The organism is Actinomycetospora sp. TBRC 11914, from assembly GCF_012933465.1.
Lineage (GTDB): Bacteria > Actinomycetota > Actinomycetes > Mycobacteriales > Pseudonocardiaceae > Actinomycetospora.
Window position 1 is genome coordinate 148215 of the sequence record NZ_JABBND010000005.1, and the last position, 22294, is coordinate 170508.

General features: G+C 74.6%; 21 protein-coding genes. 7 read left to right on the forward strand and 14 right to left on the reverse strand.

Annotated elements, in window-relative coordinates; translation table 11 throughout:
• The first annotated feature begins 27 nt into the window (after positions 1–27).
• A complete protein-coding gene (locus HH311_RS11420; protein ID WP_169183783.1) occupies positions 28–1146 on the forward strand; it encodes a GNAT family N-acetyltransferase in 1119 nt (372 codons plus the stop codon).
• On the opposite strand, the gene HH311_RS11425 is transcribed toward HH311_RS11420, so the two are convergent.
• The 6 genes from HH311_RS11425 to HH311_RS11450 form a co-directional block, all read right to left on the reverse strand.
• Complete coding sequence (locus HH311_RS11425) at positions 1134–2198, reverse strand: GNAT family N-acetyltransferase (protein ID WP_169183784.1); 1065 nt, start codon at positions 2196–2198, stop codon at positions 1134–1136. The two genes, HH311_RS11420 and HH311_RS11425, sit on opposite strands and share 13 nt — an antisense overlap.
• A complete protein-coding gene (locus HH311_RS31665; protein ID WP_248292444.1) occupies positions 2195–4303 on the reverse strand; it encodes a sugar transferase in 2109 nt (702 codons plus the stop codon). The genes HH311_RS11425 and HH311_RS31665 overlap by 4 nt, the downstream gene beginning before the upstream one ends.
• Positions 4297–5907 carry a lipid II flippase MurJ gene (locus tag HH311_RS11435; protein WP_169183785.1) on the reverse strand — a complete coding sequence of 537 codons (1611 nt, stop codon included), beginning with the start codon at positions 5905–5907 and terminating at the stop codon, positions 4297–4299. The genes HH311_RS31665 and HH311_RS11435 overlap by 7 nt, the downstream gene beginning before the upstream one ends.
• A complete protein-coding gene (locus tag HH311_RS11440; RefSeq protein ID WP_169183786.1) occupies positions 5904–7058 on the reverse strand; it encodes a hypothetical protein in 1155 nt (384 codons plus the stop codon). Before HH311_RS11440 ends, HH311_RS11435 begins: the two co-directional genes overlap by 4 nt.
• 70 nt (positions 7059–7128) lie before the next feature.
• Complete coding sequence (locus HH311_RS11445) at positions 7129–8286, reverse strand: DegT/DnrJ/EryC1/StrS aminotransferase family protein (protein ID WP_169183787.1); 1158 nt, start codon at positions 8284–8286, stop codon at positions 7129–7131.
• Positions 8283–9305 (reverse strand): Gfo/Idh/MocA family oxidoreductase, encoded by a 1023-nt coding sequence (locus HH311_RS11450; protein ID WP_312030090.1) that lies wholly within the window; start codon positions 9303–9305, stop codon positions 8283–8285. The genes HH311_RS11445 and HH311_RS11450 overlap by 4 nt, the downstream gene beginning before the upstream one ends.
• Positions 9306–10410: 1105 nt before the next feature.
• Between HH311_RS11450 and HH311_RS11455 the strand changes: the two genes are divergently transcribed.
• The 3 genes from HH311_RS11455 to gvpJ are packed head-to-tail and all read left to right on the forward strand — an operon-like array spanning position 10411 to position 12346.
• Complete coding sequence (locus tag HH311_RS11455; protein WP_312030083.1) at positions 10411–11352, forward strand: ParA family protein; 942 nt, start codon at positions 10411–10413, stop codon at positions 11350–11352.
• A complete protein-coding gene (locus tag HH311_RS33245; protein WP_169183789.1) occupies positions 11349–11957 on the forward strand; it encodes a PadR family transcriptional regulator in 609 nt (202 codons plus the stop codon). Before HH311_RS11455 ends, HH311_RS33245 begins: the two co-directional genes overlap by 4 nt.
• Positions 11954–12346, forward strand: a complete 393-nt coding sequence (gene gvpJ, locus HH311_RS11465) for a gas vesicle protein GvpJ (RefSeq protein WP_169183790.1) — start codon at positions 11954–11956, stop codon at positions 12344–12346. Before HH311_RS33245 ends, gvpJ begins: the two co-directional genes overlap by 4 nt.
• Before the next feature lie 145 nt (positions 12347–12491).
• On the opposite strand, the gene HH311_RS11470 is transcribed toward gvpJ, so the two are convergent.
• From HH311_RS11470 to HH311_RS11490, 5 genes are all read right to left on the reverse strand, one after another.
• On the reverse strand, positions 12492–12824 hold the full coding sequence (locus HH311_RS11470) for a DUF1636 family protein (protein WP_169183791.1): 333 nt from the start codon (positions 12822–12824) through the stop codon (positions 12492–12494).
• A gap of 77 nt (positions 12825–12901) precedes the next feature.
• Positions 12902–14527, reverse strand: a complete 1626-nt coding sequence (locus tag HH311_RS11475) for a cytosine permease (protein WP_169183792.1) — start codon at positions 14525–14527, stop codon at positions 12902–12904.
• A gap of 171 nt (positions 14528–14698) precedes the next feature.
• Positions 14699–15997 (reverse strand): amidohydrolase family protein, encoded by a 1299-nt coding sequence (locus HH311_RS11480; RefSeq protein ID WP_248292445.1) that lies wholly within the window; start codon positions 15995–15997, stop codon positions 14699–14701.
• A gap of 37 nt (positions 15998–16034) precedes the next feature.
• On the reverse strand, positions 16035–16799 hold the full coding sequence (locus HH311_RS11485) for an alpha/beta fold hydrolase (RefSeq protein ID WP_169183793.1): 765 nt from the start codon (positions 16797–16799) through the stop codon (positions 16035–16037).
• Entirely contained in the window at positions 16796–17710 is a 915-nt protein-coding gene (locus tag HH311_RS11490; RefSeq protein WP_169183794.1) for a fumarylacetoacetate hydrolase family protein, read from the reverse strand. Before HH311_RS11490 ends, HH311_RS11485 begins: the two co-directional genes overlap by 4 nt.
• 172 nt (positions 17711–17882) lie before the next feature.
• Here HH311_RS11490 and HH311_RS11495 point away from each other — a divergent pair, with 172 nt between their 5' ends.
• Complete coding sequence (locus tag HH311_RS11495) at positions 17883–18575, forward strand: FadR/GntR family transcriptional regulator (protein WP_169183795.1); 693 nt, start codon at positions 17883–17885, stop codon at positions 18573–18575.
• Positions 18576–18670: 95 nt separating this feature from the next.
• On the opposite strand, the gene HH311_RS11500 is transcribed toward HH311_RS11495, so the two are convergent.
• The 3 genes from HH311_RS11500 to HH311_RS11510 form a co-directional block, all read right to left on the reverse strand.
• Positions 18671–19660, reverse strand: coding sequence for an LLM class flavin-dependent oxidoreductase (locus tag HH311_RS11500; RefSeq protein ID WP_169183796.1), 990 nt, complete (start codon positions 19658–19660; stop codon positions 18671–18673).
• A 217-nt stretch (positions 19661–19877) separates the two neighbouring features.
• Complete coding sequence (locus HH311_RS11505; protein WP_169183797.1) at positions 19878–20309, reverse strand: type II toxin-antitoxin system VapC family toxin; 432 nt, start codon at positions 20307–20309, stop codon at positions 19878–19880.
• The gene (locus tag HH311_RS11510) at positions 20306–20542 is read right to left on the reverse strand and encodes a ribbon-helix-helix protein, CopG family (RefSeq protein ID WP_169183798.1); all 237 of its coding nucleotides are present in this window, start codon (positions 20540–20542) and stop codon (positions 20306–20308) included. The genes HH311_RS11505 and HH311_RS11510 overlap by 4 nt, the downstream gene beginning before the upstream one ends.
• Before the next feature lie 129 nt (positions 20543–20671).
• Between HH311_RS11510 and HH311_RS11515 the strand changes: the two genes are divergently transcribed.
• On the forward strand, positions 20672–21223 hold the full coding sequence (locus HH311_RS11515; RefSeq protein WP_312030084.1) for a 2Fe-2S iron-sulfur cluster-binding protein: 552 nt from the start codon (positions 20672–20674) through the stop codon (positions 21221–21223).
• The gene (locus HH311_RS11520; RefSeq protein ID WP_169183800.1) at positions 21220–22284 is read left to right on the forward strand and encodes a xanthine dehydrogenase family protein subunit M; all 1065 of its coding nucleotides are present in this window, start codon (positions 21220–21222) and stop codon (positions 22282–22284) included. The genes HH311_RS11515 and HH311_RS11520 overlap by 4 nt, the downstream gene beginning before the upstream one ends.
• Positions 22285–22294 lie beyond the last annotated feature (10 nt).

A 22294-nucleotide genomic window follows, 5' to 3' on the forward strand; every position in this document is an offset into this window, starting at 1 on the left:
GGGCCGGCCACGGGGGGCGACAGCGACATGCAGGTGGTGCACGGGCTCGATCCCGCGTCGGCGCGGGAGTGGGATGCGCTGGTCGCCGCGACCGCGGGCACGGACGTCAACCAGCTCACGGCCTGGGCGCGGGTCCGCGCCACCGTGGGGTACTCGGCCCACCACCTGCTGGTGCGCGAGGGCGGCGCCGTGGTGGCCGGGGCGCAGCTGCTGCTCCGTGCCCGGGTGGGGCCCGCCGGTCTCGCCTACCTGCCGTCGGGGCCGGTGATCTCCGCGTCCGTGGCCGACCGCGCCGCCGTCGTCGAGGTGCTGGCCGACGCCCTCGCCGGGTGGTCCAACCCGGTGCGGCCGCTGTTCGTCCAGCCCCCCGACGGCGGCGAGGACGTCAGCGCCGCGCTGGCCGCCCGCGGGTTCCGTCGCTCCGAGGCCGGGGTGGCCCCCGCGGGCACCCTGCGGCTCGACCTCGCGGTCGGGGAGGAGGCGCTGCGAGCCGGGCTGGGACGCCGGCTGCGCTACTGGACCGGCAAGTGGGCCGAGCGGGGCGTCGCGGTGCGCCGCGGCGACGAGCGCGACCTCGGCCTGCTGAGCGAGCTCATGGCGCACACCGCCCGCCACCAGGGCTACGAGCCGCTCCCCCGCCACTACGTCGAGGCGTTCTACGGCGAGCTCGCCCCGGGTGGGCACGCGGTGGTGTTCGTCGGCGAGGTCGACGGCCGCCCGGTGGCCGCGGACCTGCTCACCGGGTGCGGCGGGGTGATCAAGGGTCGGCTGGGTGGGTTCGACCGCTCCGGGCCGGCCGGCAAGCTCAGCGTGCCCGGCGCGATGCGCTGGACGGCGATCCGCTGGGCCCGGGAGCAGGGCTACCGGTGGTTCGACTTCGGCGGGATCGACGCGGAGATGCTCGCGGACCTGCTGGCCGGCCGGAGCGAGAACGAGGAGTCCTGGCCGGGCGCCGACCGCGCGAAGCTGTCCTTCGGGGGCACGGCGTACGCCTACCCGCCCGCCGTCGAACGGGTCGCCGCCCCGGCCCGCTGGGCCTACGACGCCGCGCGGCACAGCGAGACGGGTCGCCGACTGCTCTCGACCGCGACCGAGCGGCTGCGGGGGGCGCGTCCTGGTCATGGCGGGCCGGCTCAGCAGAAGTAGCGGTAGAGCTCACGCCCGGCGCGGGCGGTGAGCTCGTCGGGGACGAGGGGGTCGGTGAGCAGCGCGGTCACCGCGCCGAGCAGCCGGTCGACCGGGACCGACGACGACGGCGGGCCGAGCCGGAGCGCGGTGACGTGGCGCTCGTCGTCGGCCCACTTGCGCTTGAACCCGACGAGGCCGGGCTGGTCGAGGTCGCTCACGCCCCAGTCGAGCGCGCCCAGGCCGCGGTCGACGGCGTGGCGGAGCCCGGCCCAGAAGAGCGCGTCGTTGGGGCGCAGCGGCAACGCCCCGGCGCGGGAGGCGCCGAACTTGTAGTAGAGGACGCCGTCCCACTCGAGGAACAGCGCTCCCGCGACCGCCTGCCCGTCGACCTCGGCGAGCAGCACGGTCATGGTGTCGTCCGGGTCGAACTCCGCGGCCAGCTCGTCGAAGAGGTCGACCGGCGGGGCGAGCATCCCGTAGCGCTCGCGGCGCCGCTGGACGTGCAGCGCGTGCAGGGTGTGCAGGTCGGCCGCGGAGGTCCCGCGGCGGACGTGGACGCCCCGCCGCGCCGCGACCCGGATGTTCCGCCGGGCCGTCGGGTGCAGCCGTGCGGAGAGCGTGTCGTCGTCCGCGTCGATCGTCGTGGCGTGCCAGGCCGCCCGGCCGGTGACCTCGCCGCCGGGCGGGAGGAACGGGCCGTCGGGCTCGAGGAGGCGCAGCGTCCAGGGCGCGTCGTCGGGCCGGTCGGCGAGCAGGCGGGCCAGCACCGCCGGGTCCCGCGGGAGCGGGTCGGCGCGGTCGGAGAACGGCAACGACACCCGGCGGGGCCCGCGGACGTCGTCGACGGGCACCCACGCGACGCCCCCCTCGACGGCGCCGTCGACGGCTCCGGACGCGAGGAGCAGCCGGGCGTGCGCGGTGAAGCCGTAGGTCCGGCACACCGCACGCAGCCACGGCGGGGAGCTGAAGAGGCTGCCGCGCCCACCGGCGATCCACGCGGCCCACCGCGGGTCGTCGCGCGGGTCGACCTCGACCAGGTCCTGCCGGCTCCCCAGCGCTGCGGCGCTCACCGGGCCCCCTCGCCGCGGATCAGCACCGGCACCGTGCGCAGGAGGATCTCGAGGTCGACACGCCAGCCACGGTGGTTCACGTACTCGAGGTCGAGGCGCAGCATGTCGAGGGTGCCGAGCGTGCTGCGGCCCGTCACCTGCCAGAGGCCGGTGAGGCCGGGCTTGACCGTGAACCGCTGCCCGTAGGGCTCGGGGAACAGCGGCGCCTCCCACTCCAGGCACGGGCGCGGGCCGACGAGCGTCATGTCGCCGCGCAGGACGTTGAGCAGCTGCGGCAGCTCGTCGAGGCTGGTGCGGCGCAGCACCCGACCGACCCGGGTGACCCGGGGATCGTCGGGCAGCTTGGTGCTGCCGTCGACCACGGTGTCCTCGCCGCGGAGCTCGGCGGCGATGAGCGCCCGGAGCGCGGCGTCGGAGCTCCCGACGCGCATGGTGCGGAACTTGAGGAGCACGAAGGAGCGGCGGTCCAGCCCGACCCGCCGCTGCCGCCACAGCGCCGGGCCCGGGCTGCTCACCCGCACGGCGGCGGCGATGAGTAGCAGCGGGATCGCGAGGACGAGGAGCGCGACCGAGGCCGCGGCCACGTCCGTCGCGCGGCGCAGCACGGCGCCGACGCCTCCCGTCGCCGCCGCCACGCCGGCCGGGAGGGCCGGAGCGGCCTCGTCGTCGAACCTCCGGGGCACGCGGGTCGCCGCGCGGAGGGGCGCGACCCCGACGGCGAGCGCCAGCATCACGAAGAGCAGGTCGCCGGTGCCGCGCAGGGTCAGGTGCGCGTCGATGACCGAGACGACGATCAGCGTCCACCAGCAGATCCCGAGCGCCTGCGCGACGGCGCCCCGGGCGCCCGGACCCGCGGCCGCCTCCCGCGCGGTCCGCAGCACCCCCCAGGAGAGCCAGCAGAAGCCGAGCAGCAGCGGGATACCGCCGATCCAGAGCAGGTCCAGGTAGCCCGACTCGAGGTAGATCACGTCGCGCCAGGTCTCCGGCGCGGCCAGCACCGAGTTCGGGCGGATGCCGAGCACGAAGCGGAAGTCACCGAGCACAGGCAGGTAGAAGCTGGACAGGTTGTCCCACCGCGTCAGCCAGCTGATCGGGATGCCGGACGAGCTGGTGTCCTGTAATCGGGCGCCCAGTGCCGGGATGCCGGCGACGAGCAGCACGACGGCGAGCACGAGCCAGCGGCCCAGCCGGCGGCGCAGGGCGGGGAACGCGACCAGGAGGAAGCCGGCCGCCACGATCGCCGAGAGCCAGGCCGTGATCTGGCCGGTCGCGAGGATCCCGGCCAGCAGCACCGATCCCGCGACGATCCGTTCCCGCCGGCCGAGCATGCCGCGGGCGGCGCAGCACAGCAGGATCACCCCGGCGATCACCAGCACGTCCCCGGTCGCCAGGGGGGAGCCCAGCGTCGTGGTGCCGCGTTCCTGCAGATCCGCGGGCGAGTCCTGGCTCGCCCAGAAGAGCTGGAGCAGCCCCAGGACCGGCCCGACCTGCAGGGTCTGGAGCACCGCGATCACCGCCACCACGACCGCGGGCCAGATCACGAGGCGGACGAGCCGCTCCACCTGCCGGGCCTGGCGCACGGTCACCCGCACCAGCACGTAGAGCGCGGCGAGCTTGACCATCGGCAGCGTCGCGGCCAGGTCCGTGGTGGTGGGGGTGAGCCCGCGCAGCATCATCGAGGCGACCGGCCACACCGTGGCGAGCACGACGAACGCCGCCAGCGGGCCGTCGACGGGGTGCAGGACGGGGCGGGGGACGGCACCGGTGCGGATCCAGCGCAGGAGCCACCCGAGGCCGGCGCCCGTCAGCCCGAGCACGAGCACGGCCTCGTTGGGACGCACCAGCGGGAGGAGCGTCGACCGGTCGATCCCCGCGAGGAACGGCAGCGTCACCACGTAGAGGTAGACCGCGGCGACGGGCCGCAGCGCGGTCACGACGACGATGCCGCCGACGAGCAGTGCGATCAGTACGGCCTCGACGGTCGGGGTGGCGACGGCGGTGTCCAGCCGCGTCGCGAGCAGCGCCAGACCGGCGGCCCCGAGGCCCCCGACCAGGAGGGTCGCGACGGGCACCCCCGCGCGGGCGCGCCTGTCCAGCGTCACCATCCCGGCCTCCCGCGACCGACCAGGGCGAGCCCGCCGCGCAGCACGCCGGCGAAGGCGGCGACGACGACGAGGCCCGCCGCGGCCAGCACGGCGTACGCGCCGAGCCCGCCCGGGTCGACCGCGACGAACCCCTCGCGGGCCAGGAGGGCGACCGGCACGGCGACCGCGGTCGCGACCAGCACCGCGGTCAGCGTCCGACGGGGCAGGAGGGCCCGCGGCCGCAGCGCCCCCCGCAGCCGCGCGAACACCACCGCGGTCGCGGTGGCGTCGCGGGCCACGACGGCGAGGCAGAGCAGCGCCGGGCGGTCCGCCGGCGCGGCGAGGAGGGCGGCGAGACCGACGGCGATCCCGAGCAGCGTCCCCCAGTCGGTCGCGCGGCGGGCGCCCCGCACGTCGAGGCGGGCGAAGAGGGCCTGCCGCCCGATCTCGTAGGCACCCCCGAAGATCTGCGACACCCCGATCACCGCGGTGCACAGGGCGAGCTGCTCGACGACCAGCGGGGTCCGGAGCTCACCGGTGGCCAGCACCCCGGCGATGGGGCCCGCGAGGACGACCAGCACGACGGCCGCGGGGGCGCTGACGAACGTGGTGTACCCGAGGGCGCGGCGCCAGCCGACGGCGAAGGCGTCGTGCTCGTCGCGGTCCACGGCCCGGGAGAGCTCGGGCAGGACCGCCGTGGTGACCGCGCGGGCGCCGAGCGCGGTGGGGACGGCCCCGATGCTGTAGGCGAGCCAGAACACGGTGACCCCGCCGGGCGACGTGGCCGCCACCGCGAGGAGGACGAAGACGCCGAGCGCGGGCAGCGCGGCCACCCGCACCGAGCCCCGCAGCCGGCGCGCGACGACCTGCAGCTCTGGGTCACGGCGCCGGCGCGGGCGCAGCCGGGTCCCGGCGCGGGCGGCGCCGACGACCTGCAGCCCGGCGTGCACGGCGACCGCCGCCGTGCTGCCGATCCCGAGCAGCAGGACGAGCGACAGCGGGACGGTGCCCACGTCCACGCCCGGGGCGGTGGCCCGGCCGAGGAGGAGGACGACGGCGATCAGGCCGACGTTCTCCACCGCGGGGGCGGCCGCCGCGAGGGCGAACCGGTGCCGGGCCTGCTGGGCGGCGGCGCCGAGGTAGGCCAGCGCGTACAGCGGCACCTGGGGGGCCACGCAGCAGAGCAGGAGCACGGCGAGCCAGAAGGCGCGAGTCCGTTCGGCGGAGTCCCCGATGCCCGCGGTCAGCGCCCACGCCGCGAGCGGCGACGCCACGACCACCACGACCGCCAGGAGCCCCGCGGCGGCGAGCAGCAGACCGGTCAGCCCCTCGAGGAGCCGCTGGTGGTCGCCCCCGCTCCCGGGCGCCCGGGCCCGGACCACGGCGGGGACGACGACCAGCGCCAGCACCGGCCCGGCCATCACCTCGTAGATGAGGTTCGGGACCTGGTTGGTGGACTGGAAGACGTTGGTGAAGAAGGTCGGGCCGAACACCGCCCCGACCGCCAGGATCCGCAGCAGGCCGGTGCCCCGGCTCACCACGGTCCAGCCGGCCACGGTGATCGACCCCCGCGCCGGGCCGGGCGGGGCGGCCCCGGCCTCCGGGCCGGCCGCGGCGTGGGTCACGGCTGTGGGCCGCGGCGCACCCACCGCCGGGCGAGCAGCGCGACGGTGACCAGGGCGACCAGGAGCCCGCAGACGGCGCCGGTGGCGGCACCGAACCCGGGCCGCGGGCTCACCGCGCCGCCCGCGTACGGCGGGACGACGATCTGGGCCTGCGGCTGCGCGACCTGGGCCAGCATCAGCGTGTCGACCTGGGAGGCGAGGCTGCCGGCGCGGTCGGCCACCGCCGGGAGCTGCGCGAGGGCCGGGGCGCTGCCGTCGACCCGCAGCTGCTGCATCTGGGCCTGCGCCGCCGTGAGCTGCCCCTGCAGGTAGCGCATCTGGTCCGACTGCGGCTGGGACGACGCGCTGATCTGCAGGTACTGCTTGGTGACGGCGTCGGCCAGCCGGACGGCGAGGTCCTGGGACGGGTCGCGGACCTCGAACTCCAGGATCTCGCTCCCGTCGGGCACGACCACGGTGAGCTTCTGCGCGAGCCCGGGCGCGGTGAGCCCGTACTGTGCGGCCACCGGGGCCAGGACGGCGTTGCTCTGCGCGAGCATCGCCTGCGTGGTCAGGTTCCGGTCCTCGCGGAGGAAGCCGGTCGGCTGGTCCTGGCTGATGATGTAGAGCACCGAGGCCCGGCCCGCGTACTCGGTGGGCCATAGCAGCGAGGCCCCGAAGCCGACGAGCGCGCCGAGCACGATGATGACCACTCCCACGACCGCGAGCCGGCGGATCCGGTCGGCGCCGAGCGCGGGGGGACCCGGCGGCCCACCCTCGTCGTCGCCGGGCTCGCCCGCCGGCGCCGTGGTGCCCGCTCCCCCGTTCCCGTTGCCACGGGGGTCGGTGGGGCCTCCGGGGGAGCCCCGCCGGACGGGGCCGGTCAACCCGGCCGGCTCCGTGTCGGTCCCGGTCGGGGTGGCGGTGTCGGTCCCGGTCTCGGCCGGGGTGTCGGTCGCGGTCGGGATGTCCTTCGCGGTCGGGATGTCCTTCGCGGTCGGGATGTCGGACACCGTGTCGGGCTCCTCGCTCCTGGGCGCCGGGGTGGGCCGGGGGAACGTCCCGCGCGGGGTGGGGATCAGGGCGACGGTCCGGGTCCGTTCGCGGTCCGGGTCCGAGGCGGTGTCGTGGGGGGCCGGGGTGGGCTCGGCGTCGTCCCGGTGGTCGGTCATCGGTTCCTCCTCGGAAACCGCGGGGGTTCCGGCGCGGTCGTCGCGCCGCGGGGGCAGGGCCGGCGTCGCGTCACGGGGCCGGGAGGGAGTGGTCGCGGAACCTCCCGACCGCGCTCGCGAGGACGTCCGCGACGCGCTCGACCTGCTCGTCGGTCGTGTGGGGCGAGCACGGCAGCGAGAGGATGCGTCGGGCGGCGGCCTCGGCGACGGGCAACGACGGTGGCGGGGTGCCGTCGGCGAAGGCCGGCTGCCGGTGGCACGGCACCGGGTAGTGGATCCCCCACCCGATCCCGGCCGCCGTCAGCACGGCGCTCACGTCCTCGCGCCGGTCGACCTCGACGACCACGAGGTGGTGGACCGGCTCCCCGCGCGGCTCGAGACCCACCAGCCGGCACCCGTCGGGGAGCAGCTCGCGGTACCGCTCGACGACCCGCCGCCGGGCGGCGTTGTCGTCGTCCAGCCGGCGCAGGCGCACCCGCAGCACCGCGGCCTGGAGCGTGTCGAGCCGGCTGTTGCGCCCGGAGACCTGGTGGACGTGGCGGTCCCGCGGGTCGCGGCCGTGGTCCGCCAGCCGGCGCACCCGCTCGACGAGGCCGGTGTCGGTGCTGGTCACGGCCCCGCCGTCGCCGAGGGCGCCGAGGTTCTTGCCGGGGTAGAAGGAGAACGCCGCGGCATGCCCGGCGCTGCCCGCGCGATGCCCGCCCAGGCGGGCGCCGTGGGCCTGCGCGGCGTCCTCGACCAGGGCGAGGCCGTGACGCCGGGTCAGCACCTCGAGGGCGGGCACGTCGGCGACCTGCCCGAACAGGTGCACGGCCACGACGGCGGCGGTCCGCGGCCCGATCGCCGCCTCGACCGCGGCCGGGTCGACGAGCAGGTCGCCCGGCCGGACGTCGACGAACCTCGGGGTCGCCCCCGCCGCCAGGACCGCCTCGGCAGTGGCGACGAAGGTGTTCGTCGGGACGAGGACCTCGTCTCCCCGCCCGACGCCGAGAGCGCGCAGCACGAGCTCCAGTGCGTCGGTGCCGTTCGCGACCCCCGCGCAGGCCGCGGCACCGACGTACTCGGCGAACTCCCGCTCGAACCCGGCGACCTCGGGTCCGCCGATGTAGTGCCCGTGGGCGAGCACCCCGGCCCAGGCCGCGTCGAGCTCGCCGCGGATCCGGGCGTGCTCGTCCCGCAGGTCGAGGAACGGCACGCCCTGCGGGCGCCCGGTCGCGAGGGTGGTCATGAGGCGGTGCCCAGCGAACGGAACCGGCCCGCCGTCGCCGGGGCGGCGGCCTCGTCGGTCGACGCCAGCACCCGCACGACCTCCAGTCCCCGCTCACCGGGCGTAGCCGGGGCACGGCCCGTGGTCAGGCTCTCGACGAAGTGGGTGTCCTGCACCAGCAGTGGCTCGGCGTGCTGGATGTAGGGCGAGACGATGTCCCCGGTGCGGTACGAGACCGGCATGGCGTGCACGTCGTCGGACTCGAGGGCGTCCACCCCGATGTCGTAGACCCGCACCCGCTCGTTGTCGGAAAGGTCGTTGTAGACCGCCATCTTGCGTTCCCCGACGACGGTGACGCGCCGGACCTTGCACGGATCGAGCCAGCTCACGTGCACATAGGCGCTCACCTCCCGGCGGGGGAAGGTCATGCGCAGGTAGGCCACGTCGGCGTGCCGGCGCCCGATGTGCCGCCGCGCCCACACCGAGGTCTCGTCGGGCATTTCGTCGAGCAGGTAGGAGACGATCGAGATGTCGTGCGGAGCGAGATCCCAGATGACGTTGCAGTCGTTCTGGTAGCGACCGAGGTCGAGCCGCGCGGTATCGATGTACAGAATCTTACCGAGTTCCCCCGAATCGATGATCTCCTTCAGTTTCCAGACCGCGGGGTTGTATTCGAAGGTGTGACCGACCATCAGGCAGCAATTGCGGGCGCGGGCACGCTCGACCATCGTCTCGGCGTCGGCGACGGTCGTCGCGAGCGGCTTCTCGACGAGCACCCCCTTCCCGGCGTCCAGCGCCGCGAGCGCCAGCGGGGCATGGGCGGCGGGCGGAACGGCGACGACGACGCCGTCCAGCTCGTCCAGGCACTCGTCCAGGCTGCTCACGGCGACGATCGGGCCGTGGACGCGCTGGGCCTCCGCGAGCCTGCTCTCGTCCGCGTCGACGACCGTCACCTCGACCCCGGGCAGGCCGCTCAGCACGCGGACGTGTTTGGACCCCCAGTATCCGTATCCCGCGACGCCGATTCGCAAACTGTACACCGCACCCCCTGGTTGCCCGTGCCCCCGACCAAAGTCCCCTTCAGACGAGGTGGGAAGTGAAGCACGATGGGAGTGCACTGTCACTACTTTCCCGTGAAATGGGGACCAAGGTCCCGGAGATTCGCTCGGCCAGCGCCCGAGGAAAGTCGCACAGAACCGGAGAGACTTTCCCGGGCACTCATTGGACGTATGAAGTGTTTGCGGGTTGCTCACCGGTGGGCATCGATGAGGTACCAGGAAGATATCGATGAGTGACATTAGATCGGTATCCTGACAGTTGCGTCCGCACACCATTCGGGACCTTCGACGGGAAATGGGGGCCGGACGTCCCTGTCTCGACGAGCCGATCTCGGCGGTACCGCCCGAAGGGCTCCGCGGCGGGGACGCTCCTCCCGCGGTGGTGTCCCGGCGGGGCCCGTCGACCTCGCCGCCGACCCGGAACTCCCCGGGATCATCGTCCGCACGAGACGGTTGACCCGCTCGCAGTGATCCGTCACTCGTCCGGGCCAGGAGGACCCCGGATCACGACGGGTCGTCACCGAATCGTTGGGGGCTCGGCGCTCCCGGGCCCTGTGCCCCCTCGACCGGTTCCTCCACGATGGGGCGGTCGTCGAGGCAAGTCCGTCGGGGGGCGTGGTGAAGGTGCTGGTGGGGGCGCTCGTGGTGGCCGGAGCGGCCGGGATCGCGTGGATCGCGGCCCCCTGGGTGTCGATGGCCCGTCACGGCACCCTCGACGACCAGGCGCTCGACGAGATGCGCCGACCCGTGATCCCCCGGCCGCGCCGACCGCGGGAGGACACGGTCGTCAGGCCGGCACCGGCACCACGAGGCCGGGCCGCTCCGGCTCGGCACCGGGCACCGCGGACCCCGGTGCCCCGGAATCGTCGGGTCGGATCACCGCGCCCGTGAGCGGGAGCGCGTGGCGGTGAGCGGCTCGCGGGCTCGCCGGGGGTGACGCCGCCGAATGCTCCGCACCCGGATGCCGGTGTCCGGGCCGGTCCGTCCTGGGCCGTCCGCGCCGCCGGCTCCGGCGCCCGGCCCAACTCCGCCGGGCGGCCGTGCGTCGACTTGTGCCCGGCGGGGTCGGGTGGTCACCCTCCGCGCCGTGGACGGAGGTGGCGCGGGTCGGGCCCACGCGCTGGGCCGGGTCATCGCGATGGTCAACGACAAGGGCGGGGTCGGGAAGACCTCGTTGGTCGCGAACCTGGCCGGCCAGCTCGCGGCGGCCGACTACCGCTGCCTGGTGGTCGACCTCAACCGCCAGGCCAACCTCGCCGACGACCTCGGCTACCGCGACGACGAGGACGACGACCAGGGCGCGGGCCTCGTGCTCTCGATCCTCACCGAGAGCCCGCTGACCCCCGTCGAGGACGTGCGCCCGGGCCTCGACGTCGTACCCGGCGGCGCCCGCCTCGCCGACCTCGTCCCGCTGATGGTGTCGCGGCTGCAGGAGCGCGGCCGCGCGGCGTTCGACGTCCTCGCCGAGGTCCTGGCGCCGACCGCGGAGCCCTACGACGTCGTGTTCGTCGACTGCCCGCCCGAGTCGACGATCCTCACCGACCTCGCGCTGACGGCCGCCCGCTGGATCGTCATGCCGACCAAGTCCGACGTCGGCGGGCTCGTCGGGATGCGGCTGGTCGCCGAGCGCTTCGCCGTCGCGCGCGAGCGCAACCCCGACCTCGCGCTCCTCGGCGCCGTCCTCTTCGCGACGGGGACCCGCTCGCGGCGCGTGCACGCCGAGCTCCGCGGGGCGGTGGCGGCGGCGTTCGGCGGGCACTCGCCGCTGTTCGCCACGGTCATCCGGCACGCCGAGCGCAGCGCCCAGGACGCGCGGCGGCTGGGCCGGCTCGCCCACGAGCTCGAGCTCGAGGTGGCCGCGCAGCCCGCGTGGTGGGCCTCGCTGCGGGCCGGCAGCACCGCCACCCCCCGCCTGTCGACGGCCGCGGCCGGGGTCGCGGCCGACTACCGCGACCTCGGCGTCGAGCTGCTGACGCTGCTGCGCGCCGCCGAGGAGTCCACCACCGGTCGCGACGTGGAGGCCATGTGACGATCCAGGACCTCAGCCACGCCTTCGGGCAGCCGGCGACGGCGAGCCTGCGGGGCCTGCTCCCCCACCGCGACGGCGGGGACCGCACCGACCGCACGGTGCCCGCACCACGCGAGCCGGAGGACGACCCCCGCGACGACGACGGTGCCGGGGCGGCCGCCGAGCCTGCCCGCGAGGAGGCTCCCGAGCCGACCCTCGAGGGTGACGACGAGCCCGAGGAGGAGCGCCCGAGGACCCGCGCCCGCCGGTCCCCGGACGCGGCGCCGGCCCGACGCCGCAGCATCGCCCGCGTCGCCGGTCGCGACCAGGTCGACCTCCTGGTCCTGCTCGCCCTGCGGCAGGGCCCGACGGACGGGCGAGGCGTGATCACGCGGGTCCGGGAGAGCAGCGACGGGCACCTGGACGCCCCCGAACGCACGGTGCACGTCACGCTGCACCGCCTCACCCGCAACCGGTTGCTCGGCCGCCGGCCCGACCCGCGGTCGGGCCGGCAGTTCTACGCTCTGACCGAGGCGGGCGAGCGGTCGATCCGCGCCCGACTGCGGGAGTGGCAGGCACTCACCCGCGGCGTGGAGGCCGTCGCCCGGCGAGGAGGCGCGGTGTGACGGTCGCACGGGGCCCGCAGTCGGGCGGCGTCCGCAGGTCCCCGCAGGGCGGGCTCGCGGAGGTCCTCGACCTCGTCCTGGACAAGGGCCTGGTCATCGACGCGTTCGTGAAGGTCTCGGTGGTCGGCATCGAGATCCTCACCATCGACGCCCGCATCGTGGTGGCGAGCGTCGACACCTACCTGCGGTTCGCCGAGGCCACCAACCGGTTGGACCTGCACGCGAAGGGCGGCAAGCCCCTCGACGAGTTCGTCGGCAGCATGACCGAGAACACGATGCACGGCGCAGCCAAGGGGATCACCAAGGGCGCGCTCGACGCGGTGCACGAGACGTGGCGCGAGGTCCGCGGGAAGGACGAGCCGCGGCGTCGTCGTCGGAGGCGCTCCTGACGGCGGGTGGGGTGGTGGGCGCCCTAGGCGGTTGATCATGCCGAGTGCACCGCAGGCCGGGCTCGGGCGCGAGGGGCACAAGGGGCAGGCCAGACCGGCCCCGCGCCTGCCTTATGTGCCCCTGATCAACCGGCCCGGGGCGGCTCTAGACGACCCGCTTCGGCGTCACCGCCGTGAGCCGGTCGCGCAGCGCGGGCGGGACCTCCCACCCGTCGTCGGGCATGCCGGTCGGGCTGGCGTCGTAGGCGGCCGCGGCGGCGAGGAGCGGGCCCGCGTCGTCGTCGGTGAGGGAGGAGAAGCGCACCCGCGGCTTGCCGGGCCCGTCGACGGCGGCGTTGCCCGCGTTCGGGCAGCCCCCGAGGCACGGCACGTGCCGCACCCGGACGCCGTCCGCACAGAGCGCACGATCGAGGGCGACGCCGAAGGAACCGCTGTCGGGGTGGTCGCGGGGGCAGGTGCGGCAGACGAGCAGCGGCACGGACGTCCTTCCGGTGCTGGGGACGCGCGACGGGCGCCGTCCCCGGCGAGGGACGGCGCCCGCGACAACGCCAGGGGTCAGGCGCGCGGGGTCTCGGCGGCGACGGCGTCGAGGAACGCCGTCGAGGTGGCGCACGCCGCGCAGATGGCCGCGTGGTCGTGGGCCGGATCACGGTCCATCTCGACGGCGACGTAGGACCGGTGGCAGACGTGGCAGCGGACCCGGTCGGTCCAGACGTCGTCGACCTCGTCGCGGGGGTCGTGCGGGCGGGTCGCGATCCCGGTGGGCCGGCCGTGGCGCAGCGCCTTCCCGACGGCGGCGATCACCACGGCGAGCACGAACGTTCCGACCAGGGCCCACGTGCTCGCGATCGCGCTGCCCGTGGCGATCAGCGTGATGCCGACCCCGGACGCGATCACCCACGCGAGGACGCCGGCGACGTCCACCCGCGGCACCCGGCCCGGCCGGAACTCGAACGCGACGTCCTGCGCGCGGCCCCGGCGGCGCGCGTCGGCGACGGTCACCAGCGCGATCCCGACCCACGCCACGAGCACCGCACCCTGGTAGGAGAGCCAGGTGTTGATGAACGTGAAGATGTTCAGCGTCATCACCGCGAAGGACAGCGCGCCGACGATGAACACCCAGGTCGTGCGGGAGAGCGTGAGGTTGAACGTCCGCGAGAACAGGCCCTGGAAGTTGGTCGAGGCGACGTAGAAGTTCGCCGTGTTGATCTTCAGCTGGGTGGCGACGATGAACACCACGCCCAGGAGCCCCATCATCTGCACGATGCCCACGACCAGGCCCGACTCGCTGACCTCGGCCAGTGGGATGGTGTGCACCAGGTAGATGCCGACGGCGCCGTTCACCAGGATCGTGAAGAAGTAGAACGTGTAGCCGAAGGTGTGCAGGCCGTTGACCCGGTGGTCCTGCGGCCGGCCCATGCGGGCGAAGTCGAACGAGTAGAGGACGTTCGAGAAGACGCCCATGTAGATGGCGAAGACGTAGAGCCAGCCCGGTCCGGCCATCGTCGTCGGCGTGCTGGGCGGGGCGGTGAGCCAGGAACCGTCGTACCCGTGGACCACGGTGGCCCAGACGACGGTGAGGACCAGCCCGGCGGCGAACACCGGCAGCAGCCAGGCGTTGACCTTCTCGATCGCCTGCCGGACACCGCCGATGACGAGCGGGATGCACACGAGCGTGACGACGAGGTACCAGATCCAGACGGGCCCGCCGAACTCCGCCTGGGCAGCCACCGCGAGCACCGACCCCTCGAACACGGCGAACCACGTGCCGGTGAGGCCGAGGGCCAGGGTGGCGATCGCGGCGCCGCGGTATCCGAACATCGCGCGGGAGAAGAGGCCCACGGTCTGGCCGGAGTCGGCGGCGGTCCGCGACATCACCAGGCACAACGTGCCGTGCACGACGACGGCCGCGGCGAGCCCGACGAGGGCCTGCACGGTGCCGACGACGAGCGAGGCGCCGGCGGCGACGACCACCCAGAACATCGCCGACATCAGCGCCGACCAGGCGAGGGCCATCTTCGGGGCGCGCAGGCGCCAGGAGCGCGGGACGACGTGCAGCGAGTAGTCGTCGCGCGCGGCCTCGGCGAGGACCTCGGGGTCGTCGGTGCGGGAGAGCTCGAGGGGCGGGAGGCCGGAGGTGGGGGGCTGGAGGGAGGCCGGGGTGTCGGCGTCGGACGTCATCGGGGCTCCTGGAGGCGCGCGGACAGGGCCGACGCGCGGCGGCGCGACGGCTGGGGGGTGAGGGAGGCGAGAGGCCTCGACGTCGGGCGCCGTCCCCCGGGAGCGGGGACGGCACCCGACGTCGGGCGGTCAGGGAGGGGTCGGGCGGTCAGGGAGGGCGGCGGGACGTGCCTACGGCCGGGCCTCGACGTACTCGCGGGTGGCCCCGCTCAGCTGGCCGGCCGGGGCGTCGAGGCCGCTGTGCGGCGCGATCGGGCTGTCCTGCTTGTGGAACTGCCCGTCCTTCATGATCGCGTGCAGCTTGTCGTGGTCCTGCAGGATCGTGATGTCGGCGAGCGGGTCGCCGTCGACGAGGATCAGGTCGGCGAGGTAGCCGGGCTGGACCTTCCCGAGCTCGTCGGGACGCAGCATGATCTCCCCGCCCCAGGCCGTGGCCGAGATGATGGCCTCCATCGGCGTGAAGCCGAGGCGCTCGACGAAGTGCTCGAGGTCGCGGGCGTAGGTGCCGTGCGGGGTCCACGCGAACCCGTAGTCGCCGCCGGGCAGCAGCTTGATGCCGCGACGGTGCATCTCGCGCAGCCCGTCGGTGGCCATCTCCAGTTCCTTCTTGTACCCGACGGCCTCGGCGGCCTCCTGCGGGAACCCGAAGGCCTCGGCCTCGTAGAGGGTCGCGATGAGCCAGTTGATGCCGGGCGCGACGAACACCCAGTCCTTGTTGGCCTCGAGCATGTCCATGCCCTCGGCGTCGGTGAAGCTGGCGTGGTAGATGATGTCGACCCCGTTGCGCAGGCACATCTTCACCGACTCCGCGGAGCGGGCGTGCGCGCAGACCCGCTTCCCCCGCCGGTGCGCCTCGGCGACGGCGGCCGCGGTCTCCTCGTCGGAGAAGTAGGTGTCTTCCGCGCGCTGGGTGCCGGTGATCTCCTCGCCGGTCATCGACAGCTTGATCTGGTCGACGCCGAGGTCGATGAGCTCGCGGACCGCGAGCCGCATGCCCTCCGGGCCGTCGGCGAACTTGGTGATCGACTTGATCAGCGCGCCGCCGGTCACCGCGATCTCCGGGCCGTTGGCGAGGTAGCGGGGGCCGGGGATGCGGCCGGCGTTGATGGCGTCGCGGCAGACGACGTCGAGGCGCTCCTTCGCGGAGGCGGCCCCGAGGCACATCGTGTAGCCGGAGTCGATGTACTTCTTCGCCGACTCCATCGAGAAGAGCAGGTGCTCCTCGACCGGCATCATGCCCAGCCCGTCGAGGTCGGCCGAGTTGTTCCAGCTGAAGTGGGTGTGCGCGTCGCACAGGCCCGACATGAGGGTGCGGCCGCGGCCCTCGACGACCTGCGCGCCCTCGGCGCGCGAGCCGTCGACGGTGCCGACCGCGGCGATGCGGTCGTCCTCGACGAGCACGTCGCCCGGGTACGGGTCGGCGCCGGTGGAGTCGAGGATCGAGACGTTGCGGAACAGGACCTTGCTCATGGGAGGACTCCTCGTCGTCGAGGCTTGCGGTATCGGGCTAGAAGAACTTGAGGAGGTGCTCGGTCACCTCGACCGGGCGCTCCAGGGCGGTCCAGTGGCCGCAGTCGGCGAGGACGTCGAGCGTCGCCGCGCCGTGCGCCTCGGCGAGGGCCTGGCTGACCTCGGGGCGGCCGACGCCGTCGTCGGCTCCCGTCAGCAGCAGGAGCGGCAGCTCGGGGTCGACCGGCCCGGGGTCGGGCGCGGCGGCGAGCGCCTCGCAGGACCGGGCGTAGCCCTCGGGGTCCTGGCGCAGCACGAGCTCCCGGACGGCGGCCGCGGTGGCCGGGTGGTCGCGCCGCGTGGCCTCGGCGGTCGCGTTGCCCATGACGGCGTCCGCGATCGCGGGCATCTCCCCCGCGCGGGCCTTGGCCGCGCGGTCGTGCTGGCCCTGCTGGCCGGCCTCGGGCAGCGGGGCGGGGACGGCGCCGAGGAGCGCGAGGTGCGAGACCAGCTCGGGATGTGTGGCCGCGAGCAGCCGGACGGTGATGGTCCCCATCGAGTGGCCGACGACGCGGGCCGGGCCGGCGTCGAGCGACGTCAGGAGATCGGCGAGGTCGTTCGCGAAGCCCTGGATGGTCAGCCGCCCGCGGACGGTGCTGCGCCCGGAGCCCTCCATGTCCGGCCGCACGACGGTGAAGCGCTCGGCGAGCGCGGCGACCTGCGGCTGGTAGAAGTTCGACGTGCCGCCGAGGCCGTGGACCAGCAGCACCACCGGGCCCTCTCCGGTGACCTCGACCGCCAGTTCCTTGCCGTTGACCTTCACGTGCTCGTCCTCCTGGTGGGGGTGTCGGGGGTCGTTGCGCGGACGGTGTTGCGCAGCGCGCCGAGGCCGGTGATCGCGCACTCGACGACGTCGCCGGACTGCAGGAAGCGCGGCGGGTCGAAGCCGATCCCGACGCCGGCCGGGGTGCCGGTGGCGATGACGTCGCCCGGCAGGAGCGTGATGCCGGCCGAGATGACGCGGATGAGCTCGGGGATGTCGAAGATCAGGTCGGCGACGGGGGCCTTCTGGCGCGGCTCGCCGTTGACGGTCGAGGACACCTCGAGGGCGGTGACGTCGCCGACCTCGTCGGCGGTCACGGCCCACGGGCCCATCGGCGCGTGGGTGTCGAGGGACTTCCCGAGCAGCCACTGCTTGTGGTCGCGCTGGACGTCGCGGGCGGTGACGTCGTCGACGATCGTGTAGCCCCAGACGTGCGCGAACGCGTCCTCGCGGGAGATGCCGCGGCCGCCCCGGCCGATGATCACGGCGAGCTCGGCCTCGTAGTCGAGCTCGGCGGTGATGCCGGCGTGGGCCTCGACGTCGTCGTAGGGGCCGGTGACGCTCGTGGTCGCCTTCGAGAAGACGATCGGCTTGTCCGGGAGGTCCTCCGAGCGCTGCGGGGTGTCGTAGCCCGAGCGCCCGAACTCGGCGACGTGCTCGCGGTAGTTCTTGCCGACCGCGAAGAGGTCCCGACGCGGCCGCGGGAACGGGGCGCGCAGGGTGGCGCCGACGACGCTGGGCAGGTCGCGCGTGTCGCGGATCGCCGGCGCGAACCGCTCCCAGTCCTCGACGACCTCGAGCAGCGACCGGTCGCCCACCACGGGCACCAGGTCGAGCACCCGGGTGTCGTCGGCCGGGTCGACCAGACCCACGGCCTCCCGGCCGCCGACGGCGTACGTCACCAGCTTCACGCAGACTCCTTCCCGAGGTGCGCCGCACGCTCGGGCGGAGCGCACCTTTGCGGACCAATCAGGACCATTGCGAGGGAGTGGTACCTCACCTCGCGGGCTTCCCCGACCATATGACGCCGCGTATGCGATGCCAATACCGACGGCTCGCCGTCATTGGTCTAATATTGGTCGCATGGCAGCACCGGCGAGCACCGCACCCGTCGTCACCCGCCTGCGGCGGCTGCTCGACGAGGCCGTCGCCGACGGCACGCTCGGGACGGGCGCGAAGATCCCCACGGAACGCGCGCTGTGCGAGTCGTTGCAGGCCTCGCGGACGGCGGTGCGCGGGGCCCTCGCCGAGCTCGAGCGCGAGGGCCGGATCACCCGCCACGTCGGGCGCGGCACCTTCCTCGCCGAGCTCGAGGCGGAGCCGGGCCTCCCCGCGGCGGCGCGCGGCACCCTGCAGACCAGCCCGGCCGAGATCATGGCGACCCGCCTGGTCCTCGAGCCCGAGATCGCGGCGCTCGCGGCCCGGCACGCCACGCAGTCCGACATCGACCACGTGCACCACTGCCTGCGCCGGGGGAACTCCACCGCGACCTACGAGGAGTTCGAGGCCTGGGACTCCGCGCTGCACCGCGCGATCGCCGCCGCCGCGCACAACGGCCTGCTGCTGCGGCTCTTCGACACCATGAACGCCGCCCGCGACCTCCCCGTCTGGGGCAGCATCAAGCGCCGCTCCGCCACCCCGGAGCGCCGGCACGGCTACGAGTGCAGCCACGGCGAGATCGTGGCCGCGCTGGTGGAGCGCGACCCCGACGCGGCGCGCGAGCACATGCGCGGGCACCTCGTCGACGTGCGGACGAACCTGCTCGGCCCGCACTGAGCCCCTCCCCCGGCGGGCACCCTTCCCCGGCGCAAGCGAAGCGTCGTTGCTGGCAACCAGTGGGAGGAAAGCCGCATCGTCGCGGCTCGCCGGCGTCAGGAGCGCGCCGCCTCCAGGAACCGCTCGAGCTCGCCGCGGGTGTCCGGCCCGCACGGCTGGAACACGATCTCGGTGACGCCGTGCCCGGCGAGGTCCTCGATCCGCCGGCCGACCTGCGCGCGGGTGCCGCTGATCGTCACGTCGGGGAGCATCGAGTGACCACCCGCGTCCCAGGCCGCCCGGTCGGCGTCGCTGAGCTCGACGCAGTGCCCGGAGTGCACGGCGAGGTGGCGCTGGTCCTCTGGAGACTTCTCGACCGTCTCCAGCCACTCGGCGCCCCCGGGCAGGCCCCGCACGGCGTCGGGGCCGCCGAACTCGTAGGCCCCGTGGTACGCGAGCGCCCAGCCCGGTCCACCCGCCACCCGCGCGTGCTCCGAGTCCGGCGGCTCCCCCTCGTCGAGCACGGTCCCCCAGGCCAGGTAGGGCACCCAGGACCACTCGGGCAGGAAGTCCGGGAGCTGCAGCGTCGCGAAGAGCCCGTCGCCGTGCTCCCGCGCGACCGCGTTCCCCTTCGGCCCGAGGGCCCCGACGAGGAGCGGGACGTCGACGGGGCGGGCAGGCGCGTGCCCGTCGGGGTGGAGCATCTGCATCTGCGCGCCCTCCCACTCCACGACCTCGCCGCGCAGCAGCCCCCGGAACGCGCGGAGGTAGGCGTCCATGAACGACCACGTGATCGCCCGGTAGCCCATCGCGCGACGCCCGGTGAAGCCGGTGCCGAAGGAGACGGCGGTCCGGCCGGGGGCGAGCGCCGCGAGCGTGGCGGTGGCGGCGGCGTTGACCATCGGGTGGCGCAGGCTCGGGACCAGCACGCCCGGACCGAGCCCGATGCGCTCGGTCCGCTCCGCCGCGAGCGCGAGGGTCATCCACACGTCGGGGCTCTGCTGCGGGGTGTCGTAGACCCAGGCGCGGTCGTAGCCGAGCTGTTCCGCCAGGGCGATGTCGTCCGGGGAGTGCAGGGCGGTCGGGAACGCGCACGAGACCTGCATGGGGAGCTCCTCCGTCTCGTCACCGGTGACGATCGGCTGTGATCTGGGTTACCGGGCGCATGCTCCCGGTCACGGCGCGGCGTGGGCAAGTCACCTGTGCGCGGACACCGTCACGGTGCCGGCCGGCCGAGGGAGGGGTGGACGTAGCGCTGCCGCCGGGGGTGCTGGTGGACCGCGTCGCGCGGACCCGGCTGCTCGCCGACGCGCTCCCGCGGCATCACGGGTCGAGGGGGTGCCGGAACCGGAGACCCGGATATCGGGCGAATCCGCGATCAGCCGACATCCAGGTGCAGCCGTGCTCGATCGCCAGGGCGGCGAGGTAGGCGTCCGGGACCGCGTTGCCCCGGGCGCCGGTGCGCCGGCAGAGATCGTCGAAGAGGGCCCAGTGCCGGTCGCCCGGCTCCATCGGCACCACCGCGGGCGCGGCTCGCAGATCGGCCAGCCGCTCCAGGGCGTCGACGACGGCGAGCGGCTCGGCCAGGACCTTGGGGTGGGTCACCACGCGGACGAAGCCGCTGGCCACCACCGAGGCCAGCCCGAAGGGCTCGGGGCCGGCCGCGGCTCGCTCGAGCCACGCCCGGTAGGGCTCGTGCGCCGCGTCGTCGGCGTTGAAGGCGTGCACGAGGACGTTGACGTCACAGGCGATCACCGCTCGTCCAGGACCTCGAGCAGCGCACCGTTGTCGTCGAGGTCCACTCCCGGACGGAGCCGCCCTCCTCGGAACGCCCGCACGCGGAAGCCGGCGGCCTCCTGATCGTCACGGCGCAGCAGTTTCTCGCGCACGCTGTCCTCGATCACCTGGCTCACCGTCTGGCCGAGCTCGGCCGCGCGACGCCGAACCTGCGCCAGGAGGCCGTCGTCGATGGTGATCGTCGTGCGCATGCATCACAGCATACCGAGTGTGCATCATGATGCGTGGCGTCTCGGCCGCGGCTTCCTGGGACCGACGGTCCCATGCTCGGAGATCGACACCGTGGAACCGTGGAGTGCACGACACCCCCCGGGAGCGACGTGACCACCACCATCCCCATCGGACTCACCGTCGACGGCCGCCACCACGACCTCGACGTCGACCCGCGCACCACCCTCCTCGACGCGCTGCGCGAGCGGCTCGGCAACACCAGCCCGAAGAAGGGCTGCGACCACGGCCAGTGCGGCGCCTGCACGGTGCTCGTCGACGGGCGTCGGGTGCTGTCCTGCCTGACCCTCGCCGTCGCGAAGGACGCCGCCGAGGTCACCACGGCGGACGGGCTCGCCCCCGACGGTGCGCTCCACCCGGTCGCCGAGGCGTTCCTGGCCCACGACGCGTACCAGTGCGGCTTCTGCACCCCGGGTCAGGTCTGTTCCGCGGTCGGCGTCCTCGACGAGGCCGCGCACGGCGCCCCGAGCGCGGTCACCGACGACCTCACCGGCCCGACGGTGCTCGACCGCGCCGAGATCGCCGAGCGCATGAGCGGCAACCTGTGCCGCTGCGCGGCGTACACGAACATCGTCTCCGCCGTCGCCGAGGTGGCGGGAGACGCCGCACGGCGGGGCTCGACCGTCGAGGGGGCCGACCGATGAGGCCGTTCACCTACGCCCGTCCCGACGACGCCGAGGCCGCGGTCGCCACGGTCGGCGCCGACCCCGGCGCCGTGTTCCTGGCCGGGGGCACCAACCTGCTCGACCACCTCAAGCTCGGCGTCGCGACCCCGTCGTCCGTCGTCGACCTGGGCCGGGTCACGAGCACCGCGATCACCGAGCTCGACGACGGCGGGGACGGAGACGGAGACGGGGACGGAGACGGAGCAGCGCGGAGCTCGACCACGAGGAGCGGTCTGCGGATCGGCGCGGGCGCGCTCAACAGCGACGTCGCGGCCCACCCGCTGGTACGCCGCCGCTACCCCGCGCTGGCCCAGGCCCTGCTCGCCGGCGCCTCGGGCCAGCTGCGGAACATGGCCACCACCGGCGGCAACCTGCTCCAGCGCACCCGGTGCGTCTACTTCGCCGACACCACCACCCCGTGCACCAAGCGCGACCTCACCCAGCCGTGCTCGGCCCGGGAGGGCTGGACCCGCTACCACGCGATCCTCGGCGCGTCCGAGCACTGCCTCGCGACGCACCCGTCGGACATGGCGGTCGCGCTGGTCGCGCTGGACGCGACGGTCCAGGTGCTCGGCGCCGACGGCACGCGCACCCTCCCGGTCGCCGAGCTGCACCGGCTCCCCGGCGACGACCCCACCCACGACACCGTGCTGCGCCACGGTGAGCTCATCACGGCGGTGGATCTGCCGGCCTCGCCGATCGCGGCGCGCTCGGCCTACCGCAAGGTGCGCGACCGGGCCTCGTACGCCTTCGCCCTCGTCTCGGTCGCCGCGGCGCTCGGGGTGCGCGAGGGCACCGTGGCCGACGTCCGGATCGCGCTCGGCGGGGTCGCCCCCAAGCCGTGGCGCGCCACCCGCGCCGAGGACGCCCTGCGGGGAGCCCCCGCCACCGACGAGTCGTACCGCGCCGCCGCCCGCGCCGAGCTCGCCGACGCCGACCCGGTCGAGAGCCCGCTCGGCGGCAACCGCTTCAAGCTCGACCTGGTCGTCGGCGCGCTGACCGACACCCTGCGCCGACTCACCGAGGAGCAGCACTCGTGACCGTCCTCGA